Source organism: Gottfriedia acidiceleris, assembly GCF_050457485.1.
Classification (GTDB): domain Bacteria; phylum Bacillota; class Bacilli; order Bacillales; family Bacillaceae_G; genus Gottfriedia; species Gottfriedia acidiceleris_D.
This window is the reverse complement of sequence record NZ_JBCMJM010000003.1, coordinates 351,631-367,812: the sequence shown is the minus strand read 5'-3', so window position 1 is coordinate 367,812 and position 16,182 is coordinate 351,631. Positions and strand designations below refer to the sequence as shown.

General features: G+C 32.1%; 14 protein-coding genes and 1 other annotated feature. Of the genes, 8 read left to right on the top strand and 6 right to left on the bottom strand.

Annotated features, from left to right (window positions below):
• Positions 1 to 20 precede the first annotated feature (20 nt).
• From ABEY15_RS04350 to ABEY15_RS04340, 3 genes are all read left to right on the top strand, one after another.
• Positions 21 to 1,349: an MATE family efflux transporter gene (locus tag ABEY15_RS04350; protein WP_429888850.1), complete on the top strand. Its 1,329-nt coding sequence runs from the start codon at positions 21 to 23 to the stop codon at positions 1,347 to 1,349.
• Between the two features lie 234 nt (positions 1,350 to 1,583).
• The gene (locus ABEY15_RS04345; RefSeq protein WP_429888673.1) at positions 1,584 to 2,915 is read left to right on the top strand and encodes a cytochrome ubiquinol oxidase subunit I; all 1,332 of its coding nucleotides are present in this window, start codon (positions 1,584 to 1,586) and stop codon (positions 2,913 to 2,915) included.
• Between the two features lie 113 nt (positions 2,916 to 3,028).
• Complete coding sequence (locus ABEY15_RS04340; RefSeq protein ID WP_025569211.1) at positions 3,029 to 4,045, top strand: cytochrome d ubiquinol oxidase subunit II; 1,017 nt, start codon at positions 3,029 to 3,031, stop codon at positions 4,043 to 4,045.
• A 393-nt stretch (positions 4,046 to 4,438) separates the two neighbouring features.
• Here the strand turns inward: ABEY15_RS04340 and ABEY15_RS04335 are convergent, their stop codons facing one another.
• Genes ABEY15_RS04335 through ABEY15_RS04325 form a run of 3 tightly spaced genes read right to left on the bottom strand, consistent with a single transcriptional unit; the run spans position 4,439 to position 6,539 of the window.
• A complete protein-coding gene (locus ABEY15_RS04335; RefSeq protein WP_429888671.1) occupies positions 4,439 to 5,092 on the bottom strand; it encodes an amino acid ABC transporter ATP-binding protein in 654 nt (217 codons plus the stop codon).
• Between the two features lie 13 nt (positions 5,093 to 5,105).
• Positions 5,106 to 5,747, bottom strand: a complete 642-nt coding sequence (locus ABEY15_RS04330) for an amino acid ABC transporter permease (protein ID WP_088013247.1) — start codon at positions 5,745 to 5,747, stop codon at positions 5,106 to 5,108.
• Between the two features lie 15 nt (positions 5,748 to 5,762).
• The gene (locus ABEY15_RS04325; RefSeq protein ID WP_429888669.1) at positions 5,763 to 6,539 is read right to left on the bottom strand and encodes an amino acid ABC transporter substrate-binding protein; all 777 of its coding nucleotides are present in this window, start codon (positions 6,537 to 6,539) and stop codon (positions 5,763 to 5,765) included.
• Between the two features lie 66 nt (positions 6,540 to 6,605).
• Positions 6,606 to 6,864: a binding site (T-box leader), on the bottom strand.
• Positions 6,865 to 7,886: 1,022 nt separating this feature from the next.
• Between ABEY15_RS04325 and ABEY15_RS04320 the strand changes: the two genes are divergently transcribed.
• The 3 genes from ABEY15_RS04320 to ABEY15_RS04310 all read left to right on the top strand — a co-directional run bounded on the left by ABEY15_RS04320 (position 7,887) and on the right by ABEY15_RS04310 (position 10,311).
• On the top strand, positions 7,887 to 8,768 hold the full coding sequence (locus ABEY15_RS04320; protein WP_091022907.1) for a radical SAM/SPASM domain-containing protein: 882 nt from the start codon (positions 7,887 to 7,889) through the stop codon (positions 8,766 to 8,768).
• Positions 8,769 to 8,901: 133 nt separating this feature from the next.
• The gene (locus ABEY15_RS04315) at positions 8,902 to 9,516 is read left to right on the top strand and encodes an acetate uptake transporter (RefSeq protein ID WP_429888668.1); all 615 of its coding nucleotides are present in this window, start codon (positions 8,902 to 8,904) and stop codon (positions 9,514 to 9,516) included.
• 159 nt (positions 9,517 to 9,675) lie between these two features.
• Complete coding sequence (locus ABEY15_RS04310; protein ID WP_069032735.1) at positions 9,676 to 10,311, top strand: FMN-dependent NADH-azoreductase; 636 nt, start codon at positions 9,676 to 9,678, stop codon at positions 10,309 to 10,311.
• 476 nt (positions 10,312 to 10,787) lie between these two features.
• Here ABEY15_RS04310 and ABEY15_RS04305 read toward each other — a convergent pair whose 3' ends face one another.
• Both ABEY15_RS04305 and ABEY15_RS04300 read right to left on the bottom strand, forming a co-directional pair.
• Positions 10,788 to 12,014 carry an ATP-binding protein gene (locus ABEY15_RS04305; protein WP_429888666.1) on the bottom strand — a complete coding sequence of 409 codons (1,227 nt, stop codon included), beginning with the start codon at positions 12,012 to 12,014 and terminating at the stop codon, positions 10,788 to 10,790.
• 134 nt (positions 12,015 to 12,148) lie between these two features.
• Positions 12,149 to 13,294, bottom strand: a complete 1,146-nt coding sequence (locus ABEY15_RS04300) for a metallophosphoesterase (RefSeq protein ID WP_429888665.1) — start codon at positions 13,292 to 13,294, stop codon at positions 12,149 to 12,151.
• 233 nt (positions 13,295 to 13,527) lie between these two features.
• On the opposite strand from ABEY15_RS04300, the gene ABEY15_RS04295 reads away from it, so the two are divergent.
• The gene (locus ABEY15_RS04295; protein ID WP_429888663.1) at positions 13,528 to 14,802 is read left to right on the top strand and encodes an ATP-binding protein; all 1,275 of its coding nucleotides are present in this window, start codon (positions 13,528 to 13,530) and stop codon (positions 14,800 to 14,802) included.
• Positions 14,803 to 14,887: 85 nt separating this feature from the next.
• Here ABEY15_RS04295 and ABEY15_RS04290 read toward each other — a convergent pair whose 3' ends face one another.
• Positions 14,888 to 15,664, bottom strand: coding sequence for a class I SAM-dependent methyltransferase (locus ABEY15_RS04290; RefSeq protein WP_429888662.1), 777 nt, complete (start codon positions 15,662 to 15,664; stop codon positions 14,888 to 14,890).
• A 142-nt stretch (positions 15,665 to 15,806) separates the two neighbouring features.
• Between ABEY15_RS04290 and ABEY15_RS04285 the strand changes: the two genes are divergently transcribed.
• A complete protein-coding gene (locus ABEY15_RS04285; protein ID WP_429888661.1) occupies positions 15,807 to 16,127 on the top strand; it encodes a hypothetical protein in 321 nt (106 codons plus the stop codon).
• The last annotated feature ends 55 nt before the right edge of the window (positions 16,128 to 16,182 follow it).

The window sequence follows — 16,182 nt, the reverse complement described above, 5'->3', positions numbered from 1 at the left end:
AATTTACTTTATTACGCCCTATGATTATGTTTCTAATTCCATTACTTTTAAGTAATATTATGCAGTCAATTGGCCAGGTTTTTAGCATGATTATAGTCGGAAATTGGTTAGGGGAAAATGCATTAGCGGCAATATCAGCTTTCTTTCCAATATTTTTCTTTTTAGTATCATTTATTATTGGAATTGGCTCTGGTAGTTCAATTTTAATTGGTCAGGCACATGGTGCAAAACTTGAAGATAGAGTAAAAGCTATTGTTGGTACGACTCTTACTTTTACTCTTTTCCTCTCAGTAGTACTTGCGATAATCGGTAATATTTTTATTGAACAACTTTTGAGTTTAATAGGAACTCCTGAAAATATTCTTCATGTAAGTACACACTATGCTTCCATTTTATTTTGGTCGATTCCCGTGCTATTTATCTATATGGTATATACAACTCTAATGAGAGGTATTGGGGATTCAAAAACACCGTTTTATTTTCTTATATTAAGTACAGTATTAAATGTTGCACTTTTACCACCATTAGTATTTGGTTGGGTAGGCATACCGAAGCTAGGAATATATGGGGCAGCATATGCATCAGTAGGTTCAACGGTTTTGACGTGTATAATTCTATTCGTATACTTACACAAAACGAATCATCCCCTTCGCCTTGATACTTCAATAAGAAACTATTTGAGGATGGATCCTAAACTTTTAAAACTAATTTTAAAACTAGGTATTCCAACGAGTATTAATATGGTATTTCTTTCAATTTCTGAGATTGCTGTTATTACATTTGTTAATCAATATGGATCAGAGGCTACTGCATCCTATGGGGTAGTAAATCAGTTAGTAAGTTATGTTCAAATGCCATCAATTTGTATTGGCATCGCAGTATCAATATTTGCTGCTCAGTCAATAGGAGCAAATCAGGTTGATCGATTAAACCAAGTTATTAAAATAGGATTGCTACTTAACTATGTGATAGGTGGCATAGTAGTATTTCTCACTTATTTTTTCACAAAGCCTATTTTAAATTTATTTCTTACGAATGATAGTACTGTACAAATAGCGAATAGTTTATTGATGATTACGTTATGGGGATATTTAGTACTCGGACATTCATTTATTTTATCGTCCACAATGCGTGCTAGTGGAGCAGTACTGTGGCCAACGCTGATTAGTATATTCGTAATATGGTGCATTGAAGTACCTGTAGCCTATCTTTTATCTCATTATACAAGTCTCGGAATGAAAGGAATTTGGTTCGGATATCCGGCAGCTTTTATAGTTGGACTTGGATTAAACTTTTTATATTATAAATTTTCATGGAGAAAGCAACGTATAGTCCGTTTAGTAAATTAATTTGAATTTCATTATTTATATGAACTAAAACCACAAGGGAACTCCTTGTGGTTATTTGTTTTCCCTATAGAAATACCGTATACCTTTATTGTTATAGGAACATACTTTTATAGATACAAATTAAAATGCAATTTTACTGTTTGTGTTCATAAAATCGTAACATTATCGGTCATTTGATTAGAATAATTAATTTCATTGGACAATAAGATATTACATTATAGGGGGGATTTCTTGATGGAGTTGGATAATGTCACACTCAGTAGATTACTAACAAGTATGACACTAATATTTCACATTATTTTTGCAACAATTGGTGTAGGAATACCCTTAATGATCGCAATTGCAGAAGGGTTAGGAATCCTAAAGAAGGATCCACATTACACGTTAATGGCAAGAAGGTGGGCAAGAGGTTACACAATTACCGTTGCAGTTGGAGTAGTGACTGGTACTTGTATTGGTCTACAACTATCTTTATTATGGCCGAGCTTTATGAGAATTGCGGGTCAAGCAATTAGTTTCCCATTGTTTATGGAAACATTCGCTTTCTTTTTTGAAGCGATATTCCTTGGGATTTATTTATACACTTGGGACCGATTTAAAAAACCAATTTATCATTGGTTGATCATTTTACCTGTTATATTAGGTTCAACTTTGTCGGCATTTTTTATCACTACAGTAAATGCGTTTATGAATACTCCACAAGGTTTTACTCTGAAAAATGGAATAATTAAAACGGTCGATCCAATTGCCGCAATGTTTAATCCAGCTGCTCCTTCTAAAACTTTACATGTAATTGTTACTGCATATGTTGCATCTGCTCTTATTTTAACGTCGATCGCCGCTATTCAATTATTAAGAGGAAAGAATACGGAATACACACGAAAAGGGCTTCGATTAGCAGCAACACTAGGTTTAATTTTTGCCGTTTTAACAGGTGTCACAGGAGATGTTTCAGCAAAATTCCTTGCTAAATATCAACCAGAAAAACTAGCAGCAATTGAATGGCATTTTGAGACAGAAAGAGGGGCAGATTTTGTCTTATTCGGAACACTAGATGATAAAACACATGAAGTAAAATATGAAATTCGAATTCCTAAACTGCTAAGCTTTTTATCTTTCTCAGATTTTAATGCACCAGTAACTGGATTAAATGAATTTCCAAAAGATGAGACGCCACCTTTGTTCATACATTATTTATTTGATATTAAGATGACATTTGTAGGCTTAATTATATCGATGACCTTCATATTTGTTGTGTTTTCTATTAAGAAGAAAAATTGGATGCATAATAAATGGCTTTTACGTGGACTAGCGCTGACTGGTCCATTAGCGATGATCAATATCGAACTTGGATGGATGATTGCCGAAATTGGCCGCCAACCATGGATATTAAGAGGATATATGAAGGTTTCAGAGGGAGCCACAACTGCCCAAGGACTAGGCGGTATGTTTTGGTTATTTTTTGTATTGTATGTTTTTTTAGGAGTCTTTTGTACAATCGTTATTCGAAAAATGTTCATCCATAATCCACCCGAAGATGAACTTCAATATCGTTTAAAAAAATAGGCTCTGTTAAATTTCAATCAAAAAACTCTCGGTAAGTTACGAATAAGTAAATGTTGTAGCTTGAAAGAGTATTACTTGAATCTGAACAAAGCCAATGAATAGGAGGGTGAACATTGAATATTGAGTTATTAGGAATAATCGTTTTATGGATATTTCTATATGGATATATCATTATTGCATCAATTGACTTCGGTGCTGGATTTTTTGCTTATTATGGAAAAGTAACGAAAAAAGATCACTTAATAAATAATTTGATTAGTAGATATTTATCACCTGTTTGGGAGATAACGAATGTATTTTTTGTATTTTTCTTTGTTGGCATTATAGGTTTCTTTCCAAGTGTTGCATTTTACTATGGAACGGCCCTTTTAATCCCAGGAAGTATTTCACTAGTTCTATTGGCAATTAGAGGCTCATTTTATGCATTTTCTAACTATGGATCAAAGAAAAACAAGGTTTATTTATTCTTATATGGAGCAACTGGCCTATTGATTCCCGCTTCACTTTGTACGGTTCTGACCATTTCTGGAGGAGGGTATATAGTTGAAAAAAACGGAGTCGTTCAATTTTTAGCTAAAAACTTATTAACAAGTTTATACTCTTGGAGTGTAGTAATCATTGCAATCATTTCAGTCTTATATATTAGTGCAACATTTTTAACCTATTACGCAAGTAAAGCGAAAGATGAAAGTGCGCTGGAAATATTAAGACAATATGCTTTATATTGGACCGCTCCAACGATCCTTTCAAGTTTTCTTGTTTTTGTTGGATTAAGAGATAATAATAATAGGTTTTATCAAAATATAGTTAATCATTATTGGTGGATGTTTTTATTATCATTAATTTGTTTTTTAATAGCATCATCATTAATTTTACTAAAACGAAATTATGGAACAGCCTTTATATTTGTAATGCTCCAATTCTTCTTCGCTTTTTTCGGCTATGGAGCAGCGCATTTGCCATATATATTAGATCCATATATTACAATATATAATGGATACACCAATCAAACATCTGGTACCATGCTAGTAACTGTATTTGTCTTAGGGTTACTACTATTAGTTCCATCGCTATTGTTCTTATTTAAACTATTTTTATTTGATGCTGAGTATGTTCAAGGCAAAAAGTAAAGTGGGGGAGATGAAATGCACTCTTCTAATAAACATGAAAAGCGGCTTGTACTTCTATGTTTTATTGTAGCTTTTATAATGGGATTATCTTTTATTAGTAAATTTTTTCATTGAATAATGAGTGGAAAGGCGCCTATTTATATTGAGGCGCTTTTTTTGGGGAACAAAGGAGGTAGGGGAGCACTACAAATTAATTTTATGGAACTACAAATAAACTGATGGAAACTGCACTAAAGCTACGGGGGTGCAAATAAATCAGTTGGAACTGCAAATAAAAAAGGTGAATCTGCAATTAACATGCTAAATTCACCTGAGATTACGTTCGTATTATTTAGATAGAAAAGGGGGAAATCTAAGCAAATATTTTAAAATATAACCAAGTTTCCGCTATATTCATGCACTTTCTAAAACTTTTCCTTCTTTTACAAGTAGCGTACGAGTCGAAACATTACTTGCGAATTCCATGTCGTGAGTAATGACAAGAATGCTCATTCCGTCATTTGCTAATTTTTTCATAATCTCAGCAATTCCGTTCGTTAGTTCAGGATCTAGTGCTGAAGTAGGTTCATCAAAGCAAAGAATTTTTGGCTGTAGTGCACACGCTCTAGCGATAGCTACACGTTGCTGCTGGCCACCGGATAATTCATTTGGTAATGAATTTACTTTATCACTTAGACCAACTTGTTCTAATAAAACCATTGCTCTTTTTGTAGCTTCTTCTTTATTCATACCTAGTACAAGGGTAGGGGCTTCAATAATATTTTCAATTACTGTTTTATGTGGGAATAAATTATAGTTTTGAAAAACAAGTCCAACGTTTTTTCTAACTTTTAAAAGATCTTTTTTAGATTTTATCATTTGGCCATCTATTTCAATTGATCCGCCATCGAAGCTTTCTAAACCATTAATACAACGAAGTATAGTCGTTTTACCTGCTCCGGATTGTCCTAATAGAGTAACGATTTCTCCTTTATTAACTTCAAAAGAGACTTCATTTAATACGGTTTGTTTATTAAACTGTTTTGTTAAGTTATTTACTTTTAACATTTTTAGTCTCTCCTTATTTATAATATGAATATCGATTTTCTAATCGTTTGAATAAATTCGTTAATATAGCTGTTAGTAGTAGATAAATTATACCAACGAAAACAAGAGGCAGCAGTGATGCACTTGTATTAGATGCGATTTTAGCTACTCGAAGCATATCGTCAAGTCCAACAACATAAACAAGGGCTGAATCTTTTACTAGAGTAATTACTTCGTTTGAAACAGGAGGTAATACTTTTTTAGTCATTTGAGGCAGAATAATCCTTTTAAAAGTTTGACTGCGACTCAAGCCTAAAACCTCTGCTGCTTCATATTGACCTTTATCAACTGATTGAATTCCTGCTCTGAATATTTCTCCAAAATAAGCTGCATAATTAAGTGCAAATGCGATAATAACCGTTGTAAAACGGTCAAAGACAATTCCGACTAATGGTAAACCAAAAAAGATAAAGATTAATTGTAAAAGTAGAGGTGTACCACGCATTAATAAAATATAAGAACTAATAATTGATTTGATTGCTGTAATATTCGAAAGTCTTCCAAGTGCAATGATGATTCCAAGTGGAATTGCTAACGCTAGAGTAATTAGGAAAACCTCTAGCGTTACTTTTAATCCATCAAGCATGGAAGGTAATAAAGATGTAATTTGTTCCATGTTCGTAAGCTCCTTTTATTTCAATGTACCGAACCATTTTTTATAAATTTTGTCGTAAGTACCATCTTTTTTCATAGCACTAATTTCTTTGTTAATTTTTTTAAGTAAATCAGCATCATCTTTTCTAACGCCAATTCCATACTCTTCTTCACCAAAGTTGTCTTCTAAAATTTTGTATTTGTTTTGGCCTCTTTTGTTCATGTAATATCTAGCTAATGTTTCATCCGCTACAACCACATCTACACGTTTTGATTCTAAGTCCATTAAAGCTTGGTTGTTATTTTCATATAATACAGGTTTACTACCGTTAAATGATTTTACTAAGTTTTTATCTTTATTAACTGCATCTAAAGAACTTGATCCTTCTTGGATCCCAACATTTTTACCTTTTAAATCTGATTTCGTTTTTATTGTTGAATTTGCTAGGGTGATAATAACTTGTCTATTTTTTAAATATGCATCTGAGAAATTTACTTTTTTCTTACGCTCATCTGTAATTGAATAGCCGTTCCAAATTGCATCAATATTTCCTGATTTTAATTCAGTTTCTTTCATTGACCAATCAATTGGTTGGAAAGTTACTTTCATATTTTCACGTTTAAATACTTCTTTTGCTAAATCAATATCAAAACCTACAACCTTACCTTTATCATCTTTAAAACCCATTGGTACAAAAGTATCATCTAATCCAACGACTACTTCGTTTGCATTTCGTTTTTCTTTTCCACAACCAGTTACAACTAATATTGAAATCATACAAATGATAATTGCTGACATTAATTTTTTATTCATTTTACTCTCTCCCTTAAAATATTCTTGAAAAACAAAAAACTCCCGACCTCTAGCTATATGAAATAGCTAGAGGACGGGAGTATACTCACGTGGTTCCACCTCTATTTATTGATACCTCACGATACCAACCTCTTCAAGTGCAGCAATTAAGCTATACTCTAGCACGATAACGGGTGCAGGGAATCCGGAAACAGTCTACTACCAAAAAGGGTTCGGTGCTCAGCTCAGAGATGTGTTCAAAATATTGTCTTACGCCCCTCGCACCAACCGGGAACTCTCTGTTTAAGAACTTAATACTTTTACTATTTCTCATCAATGCTTTTAAAATTAAATTTTCAAATATGTTCAATACTGCAGTTTTTATAAAATCAAACTAGTTTGTTTTGCGATGAACAAATAATATTACAGATTACAAACAACTGTCAACAAATTTTATTAAAAAAAACTTTGATTTTGTCAAAACTTGGGTAGGAAATTTCTCGGGAAATATGGAAAATTGTCGATTGAATACTGATAAAACTGATGGGATTGTCAAATATTATCAATTCACAAAAATAACATATACTTTATAAAATTCGATTGAAAAGTATGATAAATTATATTTAATACGAGCGGGAAATCACTCGTTCTAGGCAACTAAATAAGCCGAGATGGTTTTATCAATGTATTTTTTCTAAGAAGTAGCCCATGCCCTGCGAAGCATAGGGGCTATTTTTTTTTGTTGAGTTAATAATACTAACTACTAATTGAATCAATGCAACAATAATTTCTTTATATTTAACAAAAAATTTATGTACTCAAAGTATATCTAAAGAATCGTATGATATAATAAACATATATTAAAAAAGAACGAGTGCTGTAACACTCGTTCTAGGCAACTAAATAAGCCGAGATGGTTTTATCTATGAATGTTTTACTAAGAAGTAGCCCATGCGGTTCAAGGCATAGGGGCTATTTCTTTTTTGTTGCGTTAATAATACTAACTACTAATTGGATCAAAGCAACGACAAAAGTCATTGCTATGAAGATTAGAGTAAGTATTTCAAGTGTTTGCATTGGCATCACCACCTTTCTACAAAAATGCGTAGAAAAGAAGATAAAACCAATTCCCCTATGCTATTCAATTGCTTAGTTTGATTATAATAAAATAATTATAATCAAACTGTAGTTGTAATTATAAAATTTAAACAATTTCATGAAGTTTTAGAATGATTACAATTCTGTTCGGTTGGTAAAAATTGAACAGAGTGTTGAAATATTAATATCTTAAAAATTATTGTATGATAGGATTATAGTTTTTTTAGAGCGAAAAATATGGATATAGATAATGTAAAGTAGGAGAGTAGAATGAGAAAATTTAAGAAAGTTTATATAGAAATTACAAATATATGTAATTTGAAGTGTAATTTTTGTCCGAGCCCTACGTTAGAGAGACCGTTGAAGTTTTTGGACGAGAAAGCATTTACTCACGTTGTAAATTCGGTTAAACCTTATACGGATCATATTTATTTTCATTTGATGGGTGAGCCATTTTTAAATACAAAGCTCGGTAGATTTTTGGATATTAGCCATGAAAATGGATTGAAGGTTAACATAACAACGAATGGTACGTTAATTAATAAAGTAAAGGATTTATTAATTGAATCCAAAGGTTTAAGACAAATCAATTTTTCACTGCATAGTTTTGAGGCGAATGATTTAACGAAGGATTTGCACGATTACGTTGAAAACATTACGAACTTCATTAATGAAGCGAATGAAAAAAGTGATATGATTTGTGCAATTAGGCTTTGGAATATGGATAGTGAAGAGTTAAGAGCAAGTAACTCACTGAATATTGATATTTTAAATTTACTCGAGGAAAAACTAAACTTAGATTTTTCTTTAAGTGAAAGACTTCAGGAAACACATAATATTAAACTGCGCGATAAAATTTATTTAAATATGGCAGAAAAGTTCCAATGGCCAGACATGGGTAATGATATCATCGATGAAAATGTATTCTGTTATGGTTTAAGAGATCAAATCGGAGTATTAGTTGATGGAACAGTAGTACCATGTTGTTTAGATAGCGAAGGTAAGATTCCACTAGGGAATATTTATGAGACATCACTAGAAGATATTTTAAATTCTGAGCGAGCAAGAGCAATTTATGATGGTTTCTCAAGACGATGTGCAGTGGAAGAATTATGCAAAAGATGCGGTTATGCAAAACGACATAAAAAGTAATTTTTGGTAAAAAGCGCTTTCTTTTTAAAAGAAAGTGCTTTCTTATTTAAAAGCGAAAAAAAGCTATATTAATCCCCAAAATTTTATAGTAGTATAGTTTAGTCTGTTTAAAATTTTAGGAGGATTTACATCAATGAAAGACGTACAACAAATTAAAATAACTACTGCAGATCCATCTGCAATTGGTTTATTCGGTTTAGCGATGGTAACGCTTGTTGCCTCAACACAAAAATTAGGAATTACTGATGGTGTTTCATTAGTATTACCGTGGGCGATTTTTTTAGGTGCTATTGCACAATTATTTGCGAGTATCCAGGATTTTAAACATAATAATGTATTTGGAGCAACAGCATTTGGAGCATATGCTTTCTTTTGGTTAGCTGTTGGGACTACTTGGTTAATCCAATTAGGTGTTTTTGGAGAAGCATTAATGAAAGCTGCTGATGTTAAACAACTTGGTTTTGCTTTTGTAGGATATTTAATCTTTTCAATTTTTATGACAATCGGTGCAATGGAAACTCATAAGGTATTATTTGTTATTTTTGTATTAATTGATTGTTTATTTATTGGATTATCTTTAAGTACATTAGGCTTTATGGAAGAAGCTACACATACTTTTGCAGCATACAGTGAATTAGGAATAGCAATTATGTCATTTTATGGATCGGCTGCAGCTGTATTAAATAGTCACTTTGGAAGAGAATTCTTACCTGTAGGGAAACCTTTTGGGATTTTTAAAGCGAAATAATAATTCAGTTTTAAAATAAATATTTTGGACTTTGTCTATACACAAAAACCTTTACCTTTGGAGTAAAGGTTTTTTTTTTATATTTGTATTGTTTAGTTAGAAATGACAGATGATAATATCGTGCTTTTAATAAGGTAAGAATGAAAGGTGGAAATTCGTTTGACGACATTATTGTATATCACAGCACATCCTCACGATAAGTCTACTTCATACAGTATGGCGGTTGGTGATGCTTTTATCGAGAGTTATAAAGCTGCACATCCTAATGACCAAGTAGTACATATTGACCTTTATAATGAAACGATTCCTCATATTGATGCTGAGGTGTTTGCAGGTTGGGGGAAACTTCAATCTGGAGGATCTTTTGATACACTTTCTTCAGGTGAGCAATCAAAAGTAGGAAGATTAAATGAGATTGTAACTCAATTTGCTGAAGCAGATAAATATGTATTTGTAACACCTTTATGGAACTTTTTATTCCCTCCAATTATGAAAAACTATATTGATGCGATTTGCGTTGCTGGTAAAACTTTCAAATATACTTCTAATGGTCCTCAAGGATTATTAGGTGGTAAAAAAGCATTGCACATCCAGGCACGTGGAGGAGTTTATTCAGAAGGTCCAGCTGCTGGCCTTGAAATGGGACATCGCTATATTGGAGTGATAATGGGCTTCTTAGGTGTTCAAGACTTTAATGGAATTTTTGTAGAAGGTCAAAATCAATTCCCTGACAGAGCACAAGAAATTAAAGAACAAGCAATTCAAAAAGCTAAGGAAACTGCAAAGGATTTTTAATTTCTATAGAACAAAAAAACTCACTTTTTTTGGTGAGTTTTTTGTTTTTTTAGTATTGATCAAATTATCGTGTTCCTCATGAGCCTGTCATGAGGAAGTTAAATTACAGAAATTAGCGTTTATAAGTCCTCAAGAGCGTGTCATGAGGAAGTTAAATACAGAAATTAGCGTTTATAAGTCCTCATGAGCCTGTTATGAGGAAGTTAAATACAGAAATTAGCGTTTATAAGTCCTCATGAGCCTGTTATGAGGAAGTTAAATACAGAAATTAGCGTATATAGGTCCTCATGAGCCTGTTATGAGGAAGTTAAATACAGAAATTAGCGTTTATAAGTCCTTATGAGCCTGTCATGAGGAAGTTAAATTACAGAAATTAGCGTATATAAGTCCTCATGAGCCATCTACTCCACATTTTTATGTTGAATTATTTGAAACACAGTCCAAAAAGAAAAACCATATAAGTTTATGGTTTTTCTTCATTCATTTTCACATTGCCAAATCGGTAAATAAATCCGGAATATGGATCCTTCGTTTTCCTTACTACTTACTTTAATTTTGCCCTTAAATTTTTCGATTATATTGAAGCAGACAGTTAACCCAATCCCTGTGCCTCTTTCTTTTAATGAGTAGAATGGAGTACCGAGCTTTTCAATTGTTTCTTGGGACATTCCAATTCCTGTGTCTATGATTTCAATAAGTGCATATTCATTTTCTTGAAATAGATTGATTGTTATAAAACCGGCATCGTGCATTGATTCGAGTGCGTTTTTCATCAAGTTAACGAGAACTTGTTTAAATTCAATCGGATTTATTTTTGTAAAAAGTATTTGATTTAAGTTTAAATGGAAACCGATGCTTTGGCTATTTGCCATCGAGGCAAGCAAATCAGTTACATTCAATATTTCTTTATTTACTTCTACGACTTGTAGCGTTTCAGTTTGAGGTTTTGCTAGTGATAAATAATCATTAATAATAATTTGAGCGTATTCTAATTCTTTTAGCATCGTATCGACATAGTATTTTTCGTCGGGGTTCATAGTTTTTGTTTTTTGAAAAAGTTGTGCAAAACCTTTTACGACAGTGATTGGATTGCGAATTTCATGTGCGATCGTTGCAGCTAGTTGACCAATTGAATTTAATTGTTTCGCTTGTTGTATTTCCTTGTGATTGGCTTCTAAAGCTATGACCTTCGTTTCTGTTTGTAAAAATACAAATAAGAGTATTAATTGGATCGATAGGAATTCTAATATATTGCCGACAGGGTCTAATGCTATATAAGAAAATTTTTCTTTTAGATCAGTGAATGAGATTAGTAATACAAAGGTAGGTCCAATTAATATATTTAATGCCCAACCGATATAAAATGCTATGCGATTATATAAAAAGATCGTAAAGATTGGGACGATTGCTACAAAACTATACATTGTTGATGTGTCTGGGTATGTCCAAAATTTAATATACACATATAGTGAAGAAATGGTCGTAAATAATACTTTTGAAAAAGTGTTATCTCTTTTAACAAAATTGAATAAAGCAAAAATAACAATGAACATTAAGATAATTTGAGTAATAAGTTCAATTGGATGATCCTTAAAAGTTAAGGGAGAGAGTGTAATTCCTACTAATAACAAGGAAGTAATTAAAGCCATAAAGAAAATATAAATTCGACGGCTCCTTTTGTTGTAGTACTCTGTATTTTTCATGCTTCAATCTCCGTTCTGAAAAGAAACTTTCAATAATATTTTACACTTTTCAGAAAACTTTTTATAGATAAATTATGACAAAATTAATATAAAAGAGACCAAAAAAATGTTTTTTGGTCTCTTAATAGTTTGAATTAATTAGAAAATGAAACAGTGATCGTAACAATCTCAGAAGGATTACCTGTTCTGATTGGAGGTCCCCAAGTTCCAAATCCTGATGAAACGACAAAGTGTGAGCGTTCTTTTTGTAAATAGCCCCAGTCAACTTCATAAAGTCGACGGGTAATTAAGTGATTTGGCATAAACTGACCGCGATGTGTATGTCCGGACACTTGTAAATCTACGCCTAATTGAGTTGGAATTTCTAAATGATAGGGTTGATGATCGAGTAAGATAATTGGTTTTGTATGATCGATTCCTTCAAGTAGTTCATGTAAATCTAAGCGTTTTTTACTTGCAAGGTCTTTACGACCAACGATATAGAAATTGTTATCAACTAGTTCTTTCTCATCCAATAAAATATGAATACCAGCATCCTTTAAATGCCGGGCAAGTAAATCTAAATGTCCACCGTAATAATCATGATTACCAGGGACCGCATATATACCAATCTTTGGCTTTAATTTTTTCAACGTTTGAATCATATTCTCCTCAACAAAAGGAGTAATATCTTCATCAATAATATCTCCAGCAATTAAGACTAAATCAGGAGCAAGCTTATTAATCTTTTCAACAAGAAACTCTAATCTTTTATTCGTGACTAATGTGCTTAAATGTAAATCCGAAACTAGTACAATAGATAGTTCTTTATACTTTTCATTGGGTTTATCAAAATTGATGTCATAATGAACTACCTGTGTGTCTAGTGCACTTTTTCTTCCTTTAGCGATAAGGTTTGCGACACATAATATGACAATTGTTCCAAGTATCACAGTTATACTACTTGTTTTGAAAGAAGTAAATTCTCTTAAAATCAGTCCAATCAAATCAGCAATGATGACAAAGAAAATTAAATAATAAAAGATGGCTAACCAGTATGCTCCAATTTTATGGATCGGTTTAAAGAATGAAGTAGGAAGCTTACTCTTTAAAACTCTTGAAAGAATATACGCGAAAGTTATTAACAGAAATACGATCCAATAGATTATTTTTATTGTTGGATTCGCCCATTTACTTAGCAAAGTATTTATATAAATCCATCCATTCAGACCTATGTAAAAATTAATTAGGAAAAAGAAAATCATAACCAAACTAATATTTAATACTATTTTTTTATTCATATTTATCCCTTTCATACGATAGTGGTAAGGTACTTCTAGTATAAATGTTTAAACTTATAAACGTACCTATTTCACTTTCTGTTTAATTGAAAAATAGCATAAAAATATTAATCGACAGAATATGAAAAATGGTGTGAGTTAATAGGGGAAAATAAAGGATTTTTGGAAGTTTTGTCGTATTATATACATGTTAATTATATTTCGAAAATTTCGAATCTAGTGAGGATAAAAACGTGTTAATCGAAAAACTTTTGCTACATGTTTTAATCATATTAAGTCCAATATTAATATACAGTATTATTTATGAAAGGCATGGCTATAAAGATAAAATTTATCTTTTTGGCATGTTTCAGGCTGTAGCAGGTTTTTTTTGCATGGCCTTTCCATATCCAGCATATGGATTATTTTGGGATTTAAGATATATACCACTAACGATTGCGTTTCTTTATTGCGGCTATCGCTGGGGGATCGTGACCTTTTTAGCGATCTTATTAGCTAGAATAATTTTAGGTGGAGACGCTATCATATTTGGTATGATCAGTATTACCTTATCCTCACTAGGATCTTTATTTTTATTTAAATGGTTTTGGACATTTAAGCCTAAACAGAGAATATTAGCAACAGCTCTTATTAGTTTATGGCCTGCTTTAGTTCAACTAGGAATCTTATTTACTTTTCTAATCGTAAATAAGATTAGTTTTAAAAGCGATTACAGACTATTTGGGTTAGTTCTTATTTTTATTGTAATCGAGTTAATCGCAATTACTTTAGGAGCAAAACTGATTGAAACACTAATTGAAAATAAAATACTTCATAAAGAAATCCAAAGAGCTGAGAAACTTAATACATTAAGTGAAATGGCAGCTTCTATTGCTCATGAAGTTAGGAATCCACTTACCGTTGTAAAAGGTTTCCTACAATTAATGCAAGAAAGCAAAGACAATCAGTCTATGGAGTATTTACCGCTAGTATTAAGCGAATTAGGTAGAGCAGAAGGAATCATTAATGATTATTTAAACTTTGCCAAACCACAATTTGAAAAAGTAGAAACGTTCAATTTAAAGCAATGCGTTTCAGATGTAGTCACCTTATTAGTTCCTTTAGCATTAAAGCAAAATGTTAAATTAAAAGGCGATACAGAAGTAGAAACATTTATAAATACAGATAAAAATCAATTTAAACAAGCACTTATAAACCTAATTAAAAACGCAATAGAGGCAACTAGCTCAGGTGGATTCGTACATACGAAGCTACACGAAGAAAAAGATAAAACGGTCATTACGATTAGAGATAATGGAAAAGGAATGACTAAAGAACAGCTTTCACGTATTGGTACTCTTTTCTATTCAACTAAAGAAAAGGGAACTGGCGTAGGAACAACAGTCTCAGTTCGAATCATTGAAGCAATGAATGGAACAATCACCTTCGAGAGTAGCGTTCATGAAGGAACAAAAGTAACAATTAAACTACCAAAAGTTGAGCCTAAAGATGGTAAAGTGAACGGATAATTGATTGGTTGGAACTTAATGGGAGAATGAAAAAACGCTTAGAATTTACTAAGCGTTTCTATTAATTAGAGTAGTTTCCATAATATTATTTCTTTCTAGCAAACCAAACTGTCCAACAGTCTTTTTCAATAATAGTAGATTGATGCTGAAGCTTATTATCGATGAATTTTACTAATTGATTTAGCTCTTCATCAGTGAGTTCATGAAGAATTGATCGACCTGTTCTAAGTAATAAATCACTCCGAAGTGATTCTAGGTCAGTATAGATGCGTCTTGTTTCCCAAAGTTTTACTGTGTTTTCTATATGAAAACCAGCTGATTCTAATGCTGAGTGCATTTCTTGTGTATCATATCTTCTTGATATCTCTTTCGTTTTCAATTTTGGATAAAGGTCAAAAAAATAACCTCGTATATGGCTACCGTCTCCAGGAAGTAAACAATCTTCTGGCGTCCGGTCTTGTACGATTAATATTCCTTTCTTTTTTAGTAAACGATTTGCCTCATTGAAACAGGCATTTAAATTATCTAAATGGTGAACTAAAGCTCTTTCTAAAACTACATCATAATTTGAAGAGGGGAGTTTAGTATGATATGCATCACCTTTACTAAAGGAAATATTACTGTAGTCTTTACAGTTTTCACTAGCTCCTTTAAGCATTTCCTCTGAATAATCTACCGCCGTAACGTGGTTTACTTTTAACTTAGAGAGAGCTTTCGAATAGATCCCTCCACCGCAACCTATATCAACTGCGTCTTTTCCTAAAAAATCAATGTTATCCCTCATTAATTGAATCCAAGAATGATCAGCCTCTCTAGTTGTATAAGTCGTATTATTTTGTGCATCGTGGAAGTTGATGGCCATTTGATTACCTCCCTAAATTTGATTAAGGTGCTTCTATTTATTAGTATAGACGATGATATTACACTGAATAATATCAATAAGTTATTGGCATTAATAAGATATTTTTATTAAGAAGAGCGTTAGATAAAAAGGAATGGTGAAAATGGAAGGTACAATAGAAAGATTTGAAAGCTTAAGAACAGAACTAATCAATCACTATGAAGCATCAAAAGGAAGTATCTTTGGCCATAAAGGATTAAAAATACAAGGTAAAGTTTTTGTATTCTATAATGAACCTAATATTGTTGTAAAGTTAAAGCCAGAAGATGTTGCAACAGCTTTAAAATTAAGCGGAGCAAAAAACTTTGACCCAATGGGTGGGAAACATATGAGAGAATGGGTTGAAATTCCATACGGGGATCAACAGTGGTTTGATTATGCTATAAAGGGTATGACATACGTTAAAAGTTTACTAAAAAACTAATCACTAAAAATTTGTTTGTTATAAACTATGGGTAGAAATTTAATTTTTTCTATCG

Bases quoted from the DNA above. Each gene is read 5' to 3' on its own strand.
- ABEY15_RS04290 (WP_429888662.1), bottom strand. From the start codon at position 15,664: ATGGCCATCAACTTCCACGATGCACAAAATAATACGACTTATACAACT.
- ABEY15_RS04345 (WP_429888673.1), top strand. From the start codon at position 1,584: ATGGAGTTGGATAATGTCACACTCAGTAGATTACTAACAAGTATGACA.
- ABEY15_RS04335 (WP_429888671.1), bottom strand. From the start codon at position 5,092: ATGTTAAAAGTAAATAACTTAACAAAACAGTTTAATAAACAAACCGTA.
- ABEY15_RS04285 (WP_429888661.1), top strand. From the start codon at position 15,807: ATGGAAGGTACAATAGAAAGATTTGAAAGCTTAAGAACAGAACTAATC.
- ABEY15_RS04330 (WP_088013247.1), bottom strand. From the start codon at position 5,747: ATGGAACAAATTACATCTTTATTACCTTCCATGCTTGATGGATTAAAA.
- ABEY15_RS04350 (WP_429888850.1), top strand. From the start codon at position 21: ATGATTATGTTTCTAATTCCATTACTTTTAAGTAATATTATGCAGTCA.
- ABEY15_RS04320 (WP_091022907.1), top strand. From the start codon at position 7,887: ATGAGAAAATTTAAGAAAGTTTATATAGAAATTACAAATATATGTAAT.
- ABEY15_RS04300 (WP_429888665.1), bottom strand. From the start codon at position 13,294: ATGAATAAAAAAATAGTATTAAATATTAGTTTGGTTATGATTTTCTTT.
- ABEY15_RS04305 (WP_429888666.1), bottom strand. From the start codon at position 12,014: ATGAAAAATACAGAGTACTACAACAAAAGGAGCCGTCGAATTTATATT.
- ABEY15_RS04325 (WP_429888669.1), bottom strand. From the start codon at position 6,539: ATGAATAAAAAATTAATGTCAGCAATTATCATTTGTATGATTTCAATA.
- ABEY15_RS04315 (WP_429888668.1), top strand. From the start codon at position 8,902: ATGAAAGACGTACAACAAATTAAAATAACTACTGCAGATCCATCTGCA.